The sequence below is a fragment of the Burkholderia sp. L-4 genome (genome assembly GCF_056856535.1).
In genome coordinates, this window is sequence record NZ_JBXEOX010000001.1 from 2020879 (window position 1) to 2035086 (window position 14208).

At 66.6% G+C, this 14208-nt stretch carries 13 protein-coding genes; 3 read left to right on the forward strand and 10 right to left on the reverse strand.

Translation table 11 applies throughout. The features are described 5' to 3' along the window. Nucleotides 1–35 precede the first annotated feature (35 nt). From AC1VVG_RS09360 to rimO, 4 genes are all read right to left on the reverse strand, one after another. Nucleotides 36–1217, reverse strand: a complete 1182-nt coding sequence (locus tag AC1VVG_RS09360; RefSeq protein ID WP_226252804.1) for a cystathionine beta-lyase — start codon at nucleotides 1215–1217, stop codon at nucleotides 36–38. 113 nt (nucleotides 1218–1330) lie between these two features. Further along, on the reverse strand, nucleotides 1331–1873 hold the full coding sequence (locus AC1VVG_RS09365) for a hypothetical protein (protein WP_034186783.1): 543 nt from the start codon (nucleotides 1871–1873) through the stop codon (nucleotides 1331–1333). Between the two features lie 90 nt (nucleotides 1874–1963). Then, complete coding sequence (locus AC1VVG_RS09370) at nucleotides 1964–2890, reverse strand: sugar kinase (RefSeq protein ID WP_069706227.1); 927 nt, start codon at nucleotides 2888–2890, stop codon at nucleotides 1964–1966. 3 nt (nucleotides 2891–2893) lie between these two features. Next, nucleotides 2894–4255: a 30S ribosomal protein S12 methylthiotransferase RimO gene (gene rimO, locus AC1VVG_RS09375; protein WP_482835551.1), complete on the reverse strand. Its 1362-nt coding sequence runs from the start codon at nucleotides 4253–4255 to the stop codon at nucleotides 2894–2896. Nucleotides 4256–4579: 324 nt separating this feature from the next. Between rimO and AC1VVG_RS09380 the strand changes: the two genes are divergently transcribed. The 3 genes from AC1VVG_RS09380 (at nucleotide 4580) to AC1VVG_RS09390 (ending at nucleotide 7876) form a co-directional block, all read left to right on the forward strand. After that, on the forward strand, nucleotides 4580–6049 hold the full coding sequence (locus AC1VVG_RS09380; protein ID WP_482835552.1) for a M16 family metallopeptidase: 1470 nt from the start codon (nucleotides 4580–4582) through the stop codon (nucleotides 6047–6049). Further along, entirely contained in the window at nucleotides 6046–7392 is a 1347-nt protein-coding gene (locus AC1VVG_RS09385) for a M16 family metallopeptidase (protein ID WP_482835553.1), read from the forward strand. The genes AC1VVG_RS09380 and AC1VVG_RS09385 overlap by 4 nt, the downstream gene beginning before the upstream one ends. A 229-nt stretch (nucleotides 7393–7621) precedes the next feature. Further along, the gene (locus AC1VVG_RS09390; RefSeq protein WP_034186779.1) at nucleotides 7622–7876 is read left to right on the forward strand and encodes a hypothetical protein; all 255 of its coding nucleotides are present in this window, start codon (nucleotides 7622–7624) and stop codon (nucleotides 7874–7876) included. A 168-nt stretch (nucleotides 7877–8044) separates the two neighbouring features. Here the strand turns inward: AC1VVG_RS09390 and AC1VVG_RS09395 are convergent, their stop codons facing one another. The 6 genes from AC1VVG_RS09395 to phaC all read right to left on the reverse strand — a co-directional run bounded on the left by AC1VVG_RS09395 (nucleotide 8045) and on the right by phaC (nucleotide 14013). Continuing rightward, on the reverse strand, nucleotides 8045–8890 hold the full coding sequence (locus tag AC1VVG_RS09395) for a lysozyme inhibitor LprI family protein (RefSeq protein WP_482835554.1): 846 nt from the start codon (nucleotides 8888–8890) through the stop codon (nucleotides 8045–8047). An 8-nt stretch (nucleotides 8891–8898) separates the two neighbouring features. Next, complete coding sequence (locus AC1VVG_RS09400; RefSeq protein WP_482835555.1) at nucleotides 8899–9111, reverse strand: hypothetical protein; 213 nt, start codon at nucleotides 9109–9111, stop codon at nucleotides 8899–8901. A gap of 188 nt (nucleotides 9112–9299) precedes the next feature. Continuing rightward, complete coding sequence (phaR, locus tag AC1VVG_RS09405) at nucleotides 9300–9866, reverse strand: polyhydroxyalkanoate synthesis repressor PhaR (protein WP_034186777.1); 567 nt, start codon at nucleotides 9864–9866, stop codon at nucleotides 9300–9302. 124 nt (nucleotides 9867–9990) lie between these two features. Further along, complete coding sequence (locus AC1VVG_RS09410; RefSeq protein ID WP_482835556.1) at nucleotides 9991–10731, reverse strand: 3-ketoacyl-ACP reductase; 741 nt, start codon at nucleotides 10729–10731, stop codon at nucleotides 9991–9993. A gap of 120 nt (nucleotides 10732–10851) precedes the next feature. Further along, a complete protein-coding gene (locus AC1VVG_RS09415; protein ID WP_069706224.1) occupies nucleotides 10852–12033 on the reverse strand; it encodes an acetyl-CoA C-acetyltransferase in 1182 nt (393 codons plus the stop codon). Between the two features lie 99 nt (nucleotides 12034–12132). After that, complete coding sequence (gene phaC, locus AC1VVG_RS09420) at nucleotides 12133–14013, reverse strand: class I poly(R)-hydroxyalkanoic acid synthase (protein WP_124608877.1); 1881 nt, start codon at nucleotides 14011–14013, stop codon at nucleotides 12133–12135. Nucleotides 14014–14208: the final 195 nt, after the last annotated feature.

Below are 14208 nucleotides of genomic sequence, written 5' to 3' on the forward strand. Positions count from 1 at the left end.
CGTTTCGTTTTTCCGCGGGTCGTCGCGACCGGCGATCAGCCGAGTACGTCCTGCAGCGCGCGCTCGATGTCCGCGCGCAAGTCGGCTTCGTCCTCCAGACCGACGTAGAAACGCACCAGCGTGCCGCGATGCGGCCAGTCCGGGCGCATCGACGCGACGTCGTAAGGCATCGCGAGGCTGCATGCGCCGCCCCAGCTCCAGCCGATCGCGAACAGGTCGAGCGACTCGACGAAGCGATCGATCTGCTCCGCGCTATAGCGTTCGTCGAACACCACCGAGAACAGCCCGCCCGCGCCCGTGAAATCGCGCACGAACGACGCGTGCCCCGGGCAGTCGGCGATCTGCGGATGCAGCACCGCCGCGATCTCCGGCCGCGCCTTCAGCCATTGCGCGAGCGCGAGCGCGCTCTTGCTGTGCGCATCGAAGCGCACCTGCATGCTCGGCAGGCTGCGCAGCACGAGCGAACAATCGTCGACCGACACGCCGATCCCGCAGCGCATCCGCGCGAGCTTCAGTTGCGCGTGCAACGCCGCGTCCGCGGTGATCGTCGCGCCCATCAACACGTCGCTGCCGCCGGACTGGTACTTGGTCAGCGCCTGCACCGAAATGTCGACGCCGTGCTCGAACGGCTTGAACGCGAGCCCGGCCGAGAAGGTGTTGTCGATCGCGGTGACGATGCCGCGCGCCTTCGCGGCCGCGGTGATCGCCTGCACGTCGGGCACTTCCATCGTTACCGAGCCCGGTGCCTCGATCCAGATCAGCCGCGTGTTCGGCTGGATCAGGTCGGCGATGCCGGCGCCGATCAGCGGATCGTAGAAGCGCGCGGTGATGCCGAAATCCTTCGCGAGCCAGTTGCCGAAATCGGCGTTCGGGCCGTACACGTTGTGCGGAATCAGCACGTCGTCGCCCGCTTTCACGATCCCGAAGTAGACGTTCATGATCGCCGCGAGCCCCGACGGCTGCAGCAGCGCATGCGCGCCGCCCTCGATCTCGGCGAGCCGCTGCGCGAGCGCGAGCGACGTCGGCGTGGCATGCAGCCCGTAGCGCCACTGGTTGTCGTTGTGCCAGACGAGCGCGCGCATCGTCGCGAGATCGGGGAACACGACCGTCGACGCGCGCGCGACCGGCGGCACGAACGACCGGAAGCCTTCCGGAATGACGTCGTCGGGTTGAACGATGCGGGTTTGCAGCGCGCGCTTGGGGGTGGATGCAGTCATGTCGGGAAGCCGGGCACGAGGCCGTTCGGTTGCGGAATATGCCGCTAGATTAGCCAAAATCGGCGCGCTTGGCCCGGTACAATGCGCGCCGCGCCCGCCGAGCCAGCGCGCGCTCAGTCGTCGGTGCGCAGGTTCACGACGCCGCCCACCGTCTCGATTTCCCGCACGCGGCCGTCGCGCACCTGCAGCGCCGCGCGCTTGCCCGGTGCGAGATGCAGCACGACCGGCTGCGGGTCCGACTCGTCCGAGTTCATCCGGTCGGCCTTCAGGTCGCCCGTCGCGTCGAAGCGGCCGATCCACACGCCGGTGATGTTCGTGCCGTCGTTCGACTCCTCGATCTCGAGTGTGTCGCCGTCGCGATCGCCCGCCAGCAGCACGACCTCGCCGGTATCGGCGAACTGGTACTCGCCGTGCACGCCCTCCTCGTCCGTCTTCGGGCCGAGATGCACGACGATCGGCCGGTCGCCGAGCGTGCCTTCGTAGCGCGGCAGGCGGGCAAACTCGGGATTCGGCTTCAGCGGCCGCGCCGGTGCCGGTTCATCCTGCTGCACGCCCGGCGCGACGGCCTGCGCCGCGACCACGCGCGGCATCGCGAGGCCCGCGGCCAGCGCGCCTGCGACGACAAGCACCCGTTGCCATTCCGAATATCGACCCACCTTGTGTTGCTCCTTGCTTCAGATTCGCTCGAAAATCGCGGCGACGCGCCGCCCGTCGTACGAAACCACGGCCGGCGCGCGTATTTCGCGTCAGCCCTGCATCAGGCGCGCGACCGCATCGCGGTGCGGAATCGGCGCGACCGCGCCGTAGCCCGTCGTCGACAGCGCCGCCGCCGCGTTCGCGTAACGTGCGGCCGCGAACGGATCGTCGCCCGCGACGATCCGCGCGACGAAGGCGCCGCCGAAACAATCGCCCGCGCCCGTCGCATCGACGGCCTCGACGGTGAAGCCCGGCACGACGCGCCGCTCGCTCGGCGTCGCGACATACGCGCCTTCCTTGCCGAGTTTCAGCGCGACGACCTGCGGCCCGTGTTCGAGCATCGCATCGACGATCGCATCGCGATCGTTCGCGCCCGTCAGTGCGGTGACGTCGTCCCAGCTCGGCAGGCAGATGTCCGTCTGGCGCAGCGCCTCGCGCATCACCGCGCGGGCCCGCGGCAGCGGCCACAGCTTCAGGCGCAGGTTCGTGTCGAAGCTGACCTTCGCGCCGTGGCGGCGCGCATGGTCGATCGCCGCGAACGCCGCGTCGCACGCGGCCGTGCTGATCGCCAGGCTGATGCCCGACAGGTGCACGGCCTTCGCGGCCGCGAGCGCGTCGAGCGGCAGGTCGGCCGCCGCATAACGGCTCGCCGCGGAACCCGCGCGCAGATAGTCGAACTGGTGACCGTCCGCGCCATGCGTGACGAAATACACGCCGGTCGGTGCCGTGCGGTCGATCCGCACGTACGTCGTGTCGACCTGTTCCGCCTGCCACATGCCGGCCAGCAGCCGGCCGAACGGATCGTCGCCGATCGCCGACACGAAGCCCGTCGACGCGCCCTGGCGCGCCGCCGCGATGCAGAAGTTCGACGTGTCGCCGCCGAAGCCCTGCAGGAATTCGGGACGGCCCGGCTGCGACTGGTTGAATTCGATCATCGCCTCACCGAGCGCGAGGATCTCCGGAAAGGCGGCAGCCATCGCTTACACCTCGCCCCACAGATCGTGACCGTCCGCGCCCGTGATCTTCACGGACACGAAATCGCCGACCTTGTAGCGCTTCGATGCCTTCGCCGCAGGTTCGACATAGACGACGCCGTCGATCTCCGGCGCGTCGGCCGCGGTGCGGCCGATGCCGCCTTCCTCGCTGACTTCGTCGATCAGCACCTTGAGCGTCTTGCCGACCTTGCGCTGGATGCGATTCGCCGACACTTCCTCGGCGACTTCCATGAAGCGCGCGCGGCGTGCCTCGCGGACGTCGTCCGGCAGCGCGCCGTCGAGTTCGTTCGCGGTCGCGCCTTCGACCGGCGAATACGCGAAACAGCCGACGCGGTCGAGTTCCGCCTCGCGGATGAAGTCCAGCAGCGTTTCGAACTGCTCTTCCGTCTCGCCGGGGAAGCCCGCGATGAACGTGCTGCGGATCGTCAGGTCCGGGCAGATCTCGCGCCACTTCTGCACGCGCTCGAGCACCTTCTCGGCGTTCGCCGGGCGCTTCATGCGCTTCAGCACCTCGGGGTGCGCGTGCTGGAACGGCACGTCGAGATACGGCAGCACGTGGCCCTTGAACGGACCTTCGGCCATCAGCGGAATCACTTCGTCGACGCTCGGATACGGGTACACGTAGTGCAGGCGCACCCACGCGCCGTACTGCGCGGCGAGTTCGCCGAGCGCGGCGACCAGGTCGGTCATGCGCGTCTTGATCGGCTTGCCGTTCCAGAAGCCCGTGCGGTACTTCACGTCGACGCCGTAGGCGCTCGTATCCTGCGAGATCACGAGCAGTTCCTCCACGCCCGACTTGAACAGGTTCTCGGCTTCCAGCATCACTTCGGCGACCGGGCGCGACACGAGGTCGCCGCGCATCGACGGGATGATGCAGAACGTGCAGCGGTGGTTGCAGCCTTCGGAGATCTTCAGGTATGCGTAGTGACGCGGCGTGAGCTTGATGCCGGCGGCGGGCACGAGATCGGTGAACGGGTCGTGCGGCTTCGGCAGGTGCGAATGCACGGCCTGCATCACTTCGCCCACCGCGTGCGGGCCGGTGACGGCGAGCACCTTCGGATGGACTTCCTCGATCAGGTTCGAGCCGCTCGCGCTCGACTTCGCGCCGAGGCAGCCGGTGACGATCACCTTGCCGTTCTCGGTCAGCGCTTCGCCGATCGCGTCGAGGCTTTCCTGCACGGCTTCGTCGATGAAGCCGCAGGTGTTCACGACGACGAGGTCGGCGCCGTCGTAGGTGCCGGAGATTTCATAACCTTCGGCGCGCAATTGCGTGATGATCTGTTCGGAGTCGACGAGCGCCTTGGGGCACCCGAGGGATACGAACCCTACTTTGGGGGATTGGGACATCTGGAATGTGGGGGCGTGGCAGCAAAAGCGTGAGTTTACAGCGATTTAGGGGTGGCGAGGCAAAACAGGCGGTCGGCGACGGCGTCGACCGTCAAATCGGCGGCACGACGCGTCAACGGCCTGTCATGCGAGGCGGCTTGATGCGTCCCTTTTCACTCTGAAACAATCGCCTGCCCACCGTTGCTCGCCGGCAGACCTCGGCGCGATGCGCCATCGAAGACGTCCGGGCCCGACAATCGCGTTCAGGTGACCTGCACGTTCAACGGGTGCATCCCGGCGGCGATGTCCCCGCCACGCACCATCGCTCAACGCGCATCGGAAAATATGAAAAACTTCACGTTCGCCGCGCTCGACGCAGGTCAGGTCGACCGACCGTCGAGCCGGCGCCCGATCTTCCGCGTTCATCCCGCCCACACGAAAGGACGTTTCATGTCAGTACGACGTTTGATATGCACCGGGCTCTCGTTGTACCTGTTGATTGCAGGCACCGCGATGGCTCAACCCGTCGAGGTCGCGGGCTTTACCCACGTGCGCTCCCTGGGCGGCATCGACGAATACCGCCTGGATGCCAACGGCCTCACCGTGCTGGCCCTGCCCGATCCCGCAGCGACGGTGGTCAGTTTCCAGGTGCTGTACCAGGTGGGTTCACGCAACGAGGCCGCCGGCACGACCGGCGACACCCACCTGCTCGAGCACCTGATGTTCAAGGGCAGCCAGCATTACAACAAGGCGCTCGGCAATTCGCTGAACAGCTACATGGAGCGCGTGGGCGCGACCTTCAACGCAACCACCTCGATGGACCGCACCAACTACTTCGGCACGCTCGGGCGCGACGCGCTGGAAGGCTACATCGCCATCGAGGCCGACCGCATGCGCAACCTCCTGCTGCGCCCGGAAGACCTGGCCAGCGAGATGACGGTGGTACGCAACGAGTACGAGCGGGGCGAGAACAGTCCTGTCACCGCGTTGTTCCAGCAGGTCATGGCCACGGCTTACCAGGCACACCCTTACCATCATCCCACCATCGGCTGGCGTAGCGACATCGAGCATGCGAGCGTGGACAAGCTGCGCCGCTTCTACGACACCTTCTACTGGCCGGACAACGCGGTCGTCATCGTGGTCGGCAATTTCCGGCCGGACCAGGCATTGGGCTGGATCAAGCAGTATTACGGCGGCATTCCGCGCGCGCCCCAGCCCATCCCGGTGGTCACGACCGAGGAACCTCCGCAGCAGGGGCCGCGACGGCTGGTGCTCAAACGCGCCGGCGCGACAGGCAATCTGGTCATCGCCTTCAAGGCGCCGCCCGCGCTCGACCCCGATGCGGCGGCCCTGACCGTCCTGGGCCTGGTATTGAGCCAGGGCAAGAGCAGCCGGCTGTATCGCGCGCTGGTCGACACCGCGGTTGCCACGCATGCCGGCGCCAGCTTCCATGCGCTGCGTGATCCCGGCCCGTTCGTGGTGACGGTCAGCCTGCCGCCCGACGCGAAACACGAGCAGGCCGAGAAAGTCGTCTGGACCGAACTGGAGCGCGTCAAGACCGAGGGCGTCACGCGCGACGATATCGAGCGGGTGCTGGGCCCTTACCGGGCCGATCAGATCTACCAGCGTGACGGCGTCGGCTTGACGTCCGCCCGATTGGGCCACGCGGTCTCGCTGGGCGACTGGACACGGTTCGTCACCGAGCTCGAAGAACTGGAGAAGGTGACGCCCGCCGATGTGCAGCGCGTCGCCCGAAAGTACCTCGTTGAAAACCAGAGCACCACCGGCTGGTTCGTCCCGGAGAAATCGTCATGAAGCAGGCTCGTTTCAATCATCTGCGGACGTGGTTCGTGTGGTTCGCCGTGCTGTGGCTGCCTGTTGCCGCTCAGGCGGGCATCGCCGATCGCGTCGTGCGCACCCAGGCCGGCAGCATCGCGCTGCTGACCTATTCGATGTCGCCGCGGGAAATGGTGTCCATTGCCGGGGTGATGCCGCTGGGCGATGCCGATACGGCCAGCAAGGCAGCCAATCCCGCCGTGCCGTTGCTGACGGGCATGTTGCTGCAGGAGGGCAGCACCCGTCGCGACAAGGTGGCGATCTCCGCGCTGCTGGACAGCCTGGGCGCCCAGTTGTCGTTCCGGACCGACGGGGGCTACGTCGGCATCTACGGCCAAAGCCTGACCAAGGATTTGCCGACGCTGATCGACCTGATGGCCGAGCAGTTGCGCCGGCCGGCCTTCAAGCCGGAGGAACTGGCCAAGGCCAAGACGCGGCTGGAGGCCGCGGTCCGCAACGCCGCGGAAAACCCGTCGGTCCGGGCCACCGAGGCGCTGAACCGGTCGATCTACCCCGCCGCGCACCTCAACGCCCCGGTGCCGCGCGAGCGGATGCTCGAGGCCATCGCCGCCGCCACGCTGGACGACATCAAGGCCTTTCATCAAGCCTATTACGGGCCTGCACACATGACGCTGGTCGTGGTCGGCGGCGCGGACCCTCGCCGCCTGCAGTCTCTCGTGACCGAAGCGTTCGCGGGCTGGAGCGGCGGCCAGGCGCTCGTGCGGCAGGGGCCGCCGCGCAAGGCAAGTCAGCCCGACATGCAGCGCATCGCCATGGGGGACAAGGAATCCATCAGCGTGATGCTGGGTCAGGCCATCGACCTGCGCGCCAACGATGCCGACTACCTGCCGCTCAGCGCGGCCGTCAACATCCTGGGCAACGGCTTCACCGGCCGGCTGATGGCAGGGGTGCGCGACCAGGAGGGCCTGACCTACGGCATCCGTGCCGGCCTGTCCGGGCTCTCGCTGATGGACGGCGGATTCGTCATCACCAGCAGTTTCGCCCCGCCTCTGCTGGACAAGGGCGTCGCCAGCACGCGCCGCATTCTGGACACCTGGTGGAAACAGGGCGTGACGCAGGCGGAACTGGATGCCCGCAAGGACGGCATGATCGGCCGCCATCAAGTCGCCATGGAAACGACCGGGCAGATGGCCGCCATGATCGCCCAGACGGTGCTCCAGGACCGCCCGCTGAGCGACCTGGACACCTATCCCGAGCGCGTGCGCGCGTTGACCGTCGAGCAGGTCAACACCGCCATCCGCACGTACCTGGACCCCGGCAAGATGACGTTGGTGGAAGCGGGCACGTTTGCGGAGAAATAACCGCAACCTCGCTTCGTTCCGCGCCGCGCCCGGCTTCGGCCGGGCCGCCGCCATCGCACTGCCACGGCTCTCCAACGGGAGGTTCGCTGCAACGCTCGTGGAACATCCTCGACGCGTGCGGACTCGAGTGCGCCGGAGCCCGGCGCACGACAATCGCCCCGGACGCGAGGCGCCGTTATGCGAGAATCGGAACCTCCAACCGCTTCACACCATCCATGACGGGGCTCGCATGACCACCCACATCACGATCGAATTCACCGAACACGCAGCGGAAGCCGTCGGCGAGCAAACCAGCACCAGTTTCTCCTACGACCAGGGCGCGCATGTGCCGCAACCGGGCGACTTCGTCGAGCTCGAGCATTCGCGACAGACGTTCCTCGTGATCGGCCGCGTGTTTTCGCTCAAGGCGAATTACTGCGCCGTCAAGCTCGTGCTCGACCTTCCTCCGCCGGACGACGATCAGGACTTCGGTCCCGCGCACTGAGCACCGCTGCAACGCATGCCATCGGCCTGAACCGATGGCCACGCAGCGCACGCGTGCGCGACATCGCAGTCGACGATCGATCGACATCGGCTGCGCACGAAACCCCTCCCGACGAAAAACGACCCGGCCCGCGATCGCGGGCCGTGCAGGAACATGAAGCGTTGCGCGTCACCGCGCATCCGGAAACACCGGCGCAGTCAGACACCGCTCGAACCACACCGCATCGTCGCCGTCGCCGATCGGCCACATTTCCGCATCCAGTTGCGGCATGCCCGCGGCCGGCGCCGGCGCGCGGCCATCCACGCCGGACGCACCGGCCCGTACCCATCCTGACTGCGCGCCGCCGCCATCGCACGATTGCGCATGCGCCTGCGCCTCGCAGAACGCCACCGGATGCACCTTCCCGCCGACGGTCGCACTCACCGAGCGGTATTGATAGACCGCGCCGGTCGCCCAGTCCTCGCTCTGGCTGCAGATCCGCGCACGATGCTGCACGTGGACCGCGCCGAAGCACGCGTAAGACACGTGCGTGCCGCTCGCGTCGTCCGGAATGAAATCGCAGTTGCCATCGAAACCGGTCAACGGGCCGCCCGTATATTTCGCGAGCCACTGCCGCTCGGCCAGCGCCCGCGCGATCAGCCCTTTGGCCGACCGATCGGCCAGCATCGCCGTGCGCCGATCGACGGCCTTGCGCACTTCGTCGACCGCCATCGGATGGCCATCGTAATCGGCGTCGAGTCGGTTGTTGCGAGCGCCGATCCAGCGCCGCTGGCTGCGCACGAGCATGTCGCGGATCGCGGCGTCCGGCGCGGCCTTCAGCGCGCCCGCATAGGCCGTATTCATCCTCGCGTCGGCTGCCCGCAGCGCGGGGCTCGCGCAGATGCGCTTCTCGACCGGTTGCACGGCCTTCGCGCAATCGATCGCCAGGGCCGGCAAGGCCAGGCCCATGCCACACATGAACATCGAAGCAAGACCGGCGAGCCTGCCGGCCGATGCCATTCGAATCCCTCGCATGCGCTCTCTCAATCGGTTTGTTGTTCTTGGTCGCGCCGGGTCGACGCGGCATCGCCTGTATCGTCGCAACCGGAACCGGTACCGCGCGTCACCGTGCAGCGCCGCTTCGGGTGCGACAGGCACGCACCCCGCGCCGCGGTGCGAACGCACGCGCTCCGGCGCAGCGCACCCCGGCTTTCATTCGTTGATGACGGGATCTCGATCGACTGGATGACGGTCATGCACGCCGTTGCCCGGCACGCGCATCGGTGCCGACGATCATGAACGACCGTCGGCGGCATCTCACGGCAGGCAGCGGCCGCGCATCGTCATGCCCGAACACACGATCGGCTGCGCTGCGCGCGCTGCTTTGCGGCCCCGTCGCCCGACGGCTCGCGCCGCCGCGGCCGGCGTGCCGCGCCACGATTAATTACTTCTTTTCCGGCTCCGACGCACCCGGCTGCTTGAACGGGAACGTGCTGAACATCGACTTCGCCTGGTTCTGCATCTGCTCCTGCATCTGCACGAACATGTTCTTCGACTGCTCGATGTAGCTGGTCATCATCCCCTGCATCATCGGCGCCTGCATGTTCATGAACTGCGACCAGACTTCCGGATTCATCGCGTTGGTGTCGTACAGGTTCTTCGACTGATCCGCGAGCTTGTTCTGGATGTCGATGAACGCCTGGATGTTCTTTTCCAGGTACGTGCCCATCATGCCCTGCATCGCATGGCCGTAGAAACGGATGATTTGCGACAGCATCGACGACGAGAACATCGGCACGCCGCCGCTTTCCTCTTCGAGGATGATCTGCAGGAGGATGCTGCGCGTCAGGTCTTCGTTGGATTTCGCATCGACGACCTTGAAGTCCTCCTGCTCCAGCACGAGCTGCTTGACGTCCGTGAGCGTAATGTACGTGCTTGTCTCGGTATCGTAGAGCCGGCGGTTCGGGTACTTCTTGATGAGCCGTTCGGCAGTCTTCTTTGTAGTAGTCATGTAACGCCTTTCAGTGCAGCGTAGCGCAAGCGCAAGTGACGAATCCCCGCCGCCCGAATCCGGGAGGCGGGGGCCTTCGGAACCCACCCGGCTGCGCGGCCACCCGGCCCGCGCAGCCCGGGCGTCAGCCCATGTGCAGGCCGCCGTTCAGCGAGAAGTCGGCGCCCGTCGCGAAGCCGGAATCGTTCGACGCGAGCCACGCGACGATCGAGCCGATTTCCTCCGGGCCGCCCAGACGCCGCACCGGGATCGTCGCGACGATCTTCTCGAGCACGTCGGGACGGATCGCCTTCACCATGTCGGTGCCGATGTAGCCCGGCGACACGGTGTTGACCGTCACGCCCTTCGTCGCGACTTCCTGCGCGAGCGACATCGTGAAGCCGTGAATGCCGGCCTTCGCGGTCGAGTAGTTGGTCTGGCCGAACTGCCCCTTCTGGCCGTTCACCGACGAAATGTTGATGATGCGGCCCCAGCCACGCTCGACCATCCCGTCGATCACCTGCTTCGTCACGTTGAAGAGGCTCGTCAGGTTGGTGTCGATCACGGCCGTCCAGTCTTCATGCGTCATCTTGCGGAACACGACGTCGCGCGTGATGCCCGCGTTGTTGACCAGCACGTCGATCTCGCCGAATTCGGCCTTGACCTTGTCGAATGCTTCCTTGGTCGAGTCCCAGTCGCCGACGTTGCCTTCCGACGCGATGAAGTCGTAGCCGAGCGCCTTCTGGTCCTCCAGCCACTTCACGCGGCGCGGCGAGTTCGGGCCGCAACCCGCGACGACCTTGAAGCCGTCCTTCGACAGACGCTGGCAGATGCTGGTGCCGATGCCGCCCATCCCGCCCGTTACGTACGCAATTCGCTGAGACATGAATCTCACTCCATTTTTTGGTTTCGAGAGCTATCGAGGCTCCCTCTGACTTCACGTGGCGCCGGCCGAAGCCGCAATCGGCCGGCGCCCGGATTCGGTTCGACGGTGACGAACAGCCGGTTACGGGCGCTCGACCGCGAGCGCGACACCCATCCCGCCGCCGATGCACAGCGACGCCAGCCCGCGCTTCGCGTCGCGCTTGGCCATCTCGTGCAGCAGCGTCACCAGGATCCGGCAGCCCGACGCGCCGATCGGATGGCCGATCGCGATCGCCCCGCCGTTCACGTTCACCTTCGACGTGTCCCAGCCCATCTGCTTGTGCACCGCCAGCGCCTGCGCCGCGAACGCCTCGTTGATTTCCATCAGGTCCAGGTCGCCCGGCGTCCAGCCCGCGCGCTCCAGGCACCGGCGCGACGCCGGTACCGGGCCCATGCCCATCACGCTCGGATCCACGCCCGCGTTCGCGTACGCCTTGATCCGCGCCAGCGGCGTCAGGCCGAGCGCCGCCGCCTTCTGCGCCGACATCACCAGCACCGCCGCCGCCCCGTCGTTCAGCCCCGACGCGTTCGCCGCCGTCACCGAGCCGTCCTTCGAGAACGCCGGCTTCAGACCGGCCAGCGATTCCGCCGTCACGCCGTGGCGCACGAATTCGTCGGTGGCGAACTGCAGCGGCTCGCCCTTGCGTTGCGGAATCGACACCGGCACGATTTCATCGTCGAAACGGCCGGCCTTCTGCGCGGCTTCCGCCTTGTTCTGCGACAGCGCCGCGAACGCGTCCTGCTCCTCGCGCGTGATCCCGTATTCCTTCGCGACGTTCTCCGCGGTGATGCCCATGTGGTACTGGTTGTACACGTCCCACAGGCCGTCGACGATCATCGTGTCGACCAGCTTCGCGTCGCCCATCCGGAACCCGTCGCGCGAGCCCGGCAGCACGTGCGGCGACGCGCTCATGTTCTCCTGGCCGCCCGCGATCACGATGTCCGCGTCGCCCGCGACGATCGCGTTCGCCGCCAGCATCACGGCCTTCAGGCCCGAGCCGCACACCTTGTTGATCGTCATCCCCGGCACCGCGTTCGGCAGCCCGGCCTTGATCAGCGACTGCCGCGCCGGGTTCTGCCCCGATCCGGCCGTCAGCACCTGGCCCATGATCACTTCGCTGACCTGATCGGGCTTCACGCCCGCACGCTCCAGCACCGCGCGGATCACCGTCGCGCCCAGCTCCGGCGCTGCAATCTTCGCAAGCGAGCCGCCGAATTTGCCGACCGCGGTCCGCGCGGCCGATACGATCACTACGTCCGTCATTTCCCTTTCCTCCAGGCCCGCACGACACGGCGCATCGTTACCGGCCCTGTTAAAAAAACTGCGGTGCTCCGGACAGCGTGCGCCGCTGTCCGGTTTTCGTCAATCGCGCTGCAATACGTAGCGCCCGGGTGCCGGCTCGATCACCGGAAACTGCGCGGAACCCGCCTCGGCCGGCGGCGCCACCTTGCGGCCGCCGTACGCATCGAGCCATTCGACCCACGTCGGCCACCAGCTGCCCGGCTGCTCGGCCGCACCGGCGAACCAGTCGTCCGCGGATTCGGGCAGGTCGTCGTTGACCCAGTAGCTGCGTTTCTTCTTCGCCGGCGGATTGATCACGCCCGCGATATGCCCCGACGCGCCGAGCACGAATTTCAACGGGCCCGACAGGATCGACGTCGACGCGTAGGCCGTCTGCCACGGCACGATGTGATCCTCGCGCGAACCGTAGATGAAGGTCGGCACGTCGATCAGCGACAGGTCGACGGATTCGCCGCATACGGTCAGCGCGCCCGGCTCGCGCAGCTTGTTCTCGAGATAGGTATTGCGCAGGTACCACGCGTACATCGGGCCCGGCAGGCTGGTCGAATCGCTGTTCCAGTACAGCAGGTCGAACGGCGCGGGCGTGCGGCCCTTCAGGTAGTTGTCGACGACGTAGTTCCACACGAGGTCGTTCGGACGCAGGAACGAGAACGTGTTCGCGAACTCGACGCCGCGCATCAGCCCCGGTTGCGTGCCGTTCTTGCCGCCGATGGTCTGCTCGCGCATCTGCACGTGCGCCTCGTCGACGAACACGTCGAGGATGCCGGTATCGCTGAAGTCGAGCATCGCGGTGAGCAGCGTCATCGACGCGGCCGGATGTTCGCCACGCGCGGCAAGCACCGCGAGCGCGGTCGCGAGCATCGTGCCGCCGACGCAGAAGCCGAGCGTGTTGATCTGTTCGCGGCCGCTGACCTGCTGCACGGCGTCGATCGCCGCGAGCAGCCCTTCGTTCATGTAGTCGTCCCACGTCTTGTGCGCGACCGATGCGTCCGCATTGCGCCACGACACCAGGAACACCTGATGGCCGTTCGACAGCGCATGCGCGACGAGCGAATTCTCGGGCTGCAGGTCGAGGATGTAGAACTTGTTGATGCACGGCGGGACGATCAGCAACGGCCGCTCGAACACCTTGTCCGTCTTCGGCGTGTACTGGATCAGCTGGATCAGGTCGTTCTCGTAGACGACCGCACCTTCAGTACACCCGAGGTTCTTGCCGACCACGAACTGCGATTCGTCGGTCTGCGAAATCTTGCCGCGCTGCAGGTCGCCGAGCAGGTTCATCATCCCCTGCCGCAGGCTCTCGCCCTGCGTGTCGAGAATCGATTTCTGCGCGTCGGGATTGAGTGCGAGGAAGTTGCTCGGCGCGGCGGCGGCCGTCCATTGCTGGACCGTGAAGCGGATGCGCTCGCGCGTCTTCGGATCGGTCTGAAGCGAGTCGGCGAGTTCCTGCAGGTAACGCGCGTTGAGCAGATACCACGCAGCCGCGAACGCATGCGCGGGCGACGACTTCCACGCGTCGCCGCTGAAGCGGCGATCCTTCAGTTCGGGGGCCTCGAGCTTCGCGGCGGCAGCCTGCTGCATCAGCGTCATGCAATCGCGTGCGTAGTCGGCCTGCAGCGCCTGGAGCCGTTCCGGCGGAATCGCGGCAACCGGCAGCTTCAGCCCCGCGAACGGCGACGCCATGCCGCCAAGACCCGCGAGGCCACCGAGATCGGGCAGCGACGGCATCTGGAACGGAAACGAAGCCGGAAACTGGAAAGTCGCGAACGGATTGACGGTGGCCGATGCAGTCGCGGCGCGCGCCGGATCTGCAAAACCGCGCCACGCGTTCAGCCACGACTCGAACATCTGCTGCATCGGCTGGGCGGCCGGATCAAAACCGGTGCTGCCTGCGGAAGTGCCCGCCTGAGCGGACGTCGACGAATTTTTCGATGCTGTCATTACCTGCCTTACCGGTGATTCGTGAGCGTCAATCGTGAAATCCTGCTCGCGCGCGGCGTGCCGGCTGCGAGCCGGGCCGTCATGCTCTGGAGAGGCGTCTCCAGATTCTGCCGCAGTGCGGTATTTTTATCATTATCGTTTTCCCCATGTGAAGCGCCAAGTCAAACCACTGAACATTTCCGCACGGAGATAATC

Coding starts and splice junctions, on each gene's coding strand:
- AC1VVG_RS09390 (WP_034186779.1), top strand. CDS start 7,622: ATGACCACCCACATCACGATCGAATTCACCGAACACGCAGCGGAAGCC.
- AC1VVG_RS09360 (WP_226252804.1), bottom strand. CDS start 1,217: ATGACTGCATCCACCCCCAAGCGCGCGCTGCAAACCCGCATCGTTCAA.
- AC1VVG_RS09370 (WP_069706227.1), bottom strand. CDS start 2,890: ATGGCTGCCGCCTTTCCGGAGATCCTCGCGCTCGGTGAGGCGATGATC.
- AC1VVG_RS09410 (WP_482835556.1), bottom strand. CDS start 10,731: ATGTCTCAGCGAATTGCGTACGTAACGGGCGGGATGGGCGGCATCGGC.
- AC1VVG_RS09385 (WP_482835553.1), top strand. CDS start 6,046: ATGAAGCAGGCTCGTTTCAATCATCTGCGGACGTGGTTCGTGTGGTTC.
- phaC (WP_124608877.1), bottom strand. CDS start 14,013: ATGACAGCATCGAAAAATTCGTCGACGTCCGCTCAGGCGGGCACTTCC.
- AC1VVG_RS09395 (WP_482835554.1), bottom strand. CDS start 8,890: ATGCGAGGGATTCGAATGGCATCGGCCGGCAGGCTCGCCGGTCTTGCT.
- rimO (WP_482835551.1), bottom strand. CDS start 4,255: ATGTCCCAATCCCCCAAAGTAGGGTTCGTATCCCTCGGGTGCCCCAAG.
- AC1VVG_RS09400 (WP_482835555.1), bottom strand. CDS start 9,111: ATGACCGTCATCCAGTCGATCGAGATCCCGTCATCAACGAATGAAAGC.
- AC1VVG_RS09380 (WP_482835552.1), top strand. CDS start 4,580: ATGAAAAACTTCACGTTCGCCGCGCTCGACGCAGGTCAGGTCGACCGA.
- AC1VVG_RS09415 (WP_069706224.1), bottom strand. CDS start 12,033: ATGACGGACGTAGTGATCGTATCGGCCGCGCGGACCGCGGTCGGCAAA.
- phaR (WP_034186777.1), bottom strand. CDS start 9,866: ATGACTACTACAAAGAAGACTGCCGAACGGCTCATCAAGAAGTACCCG.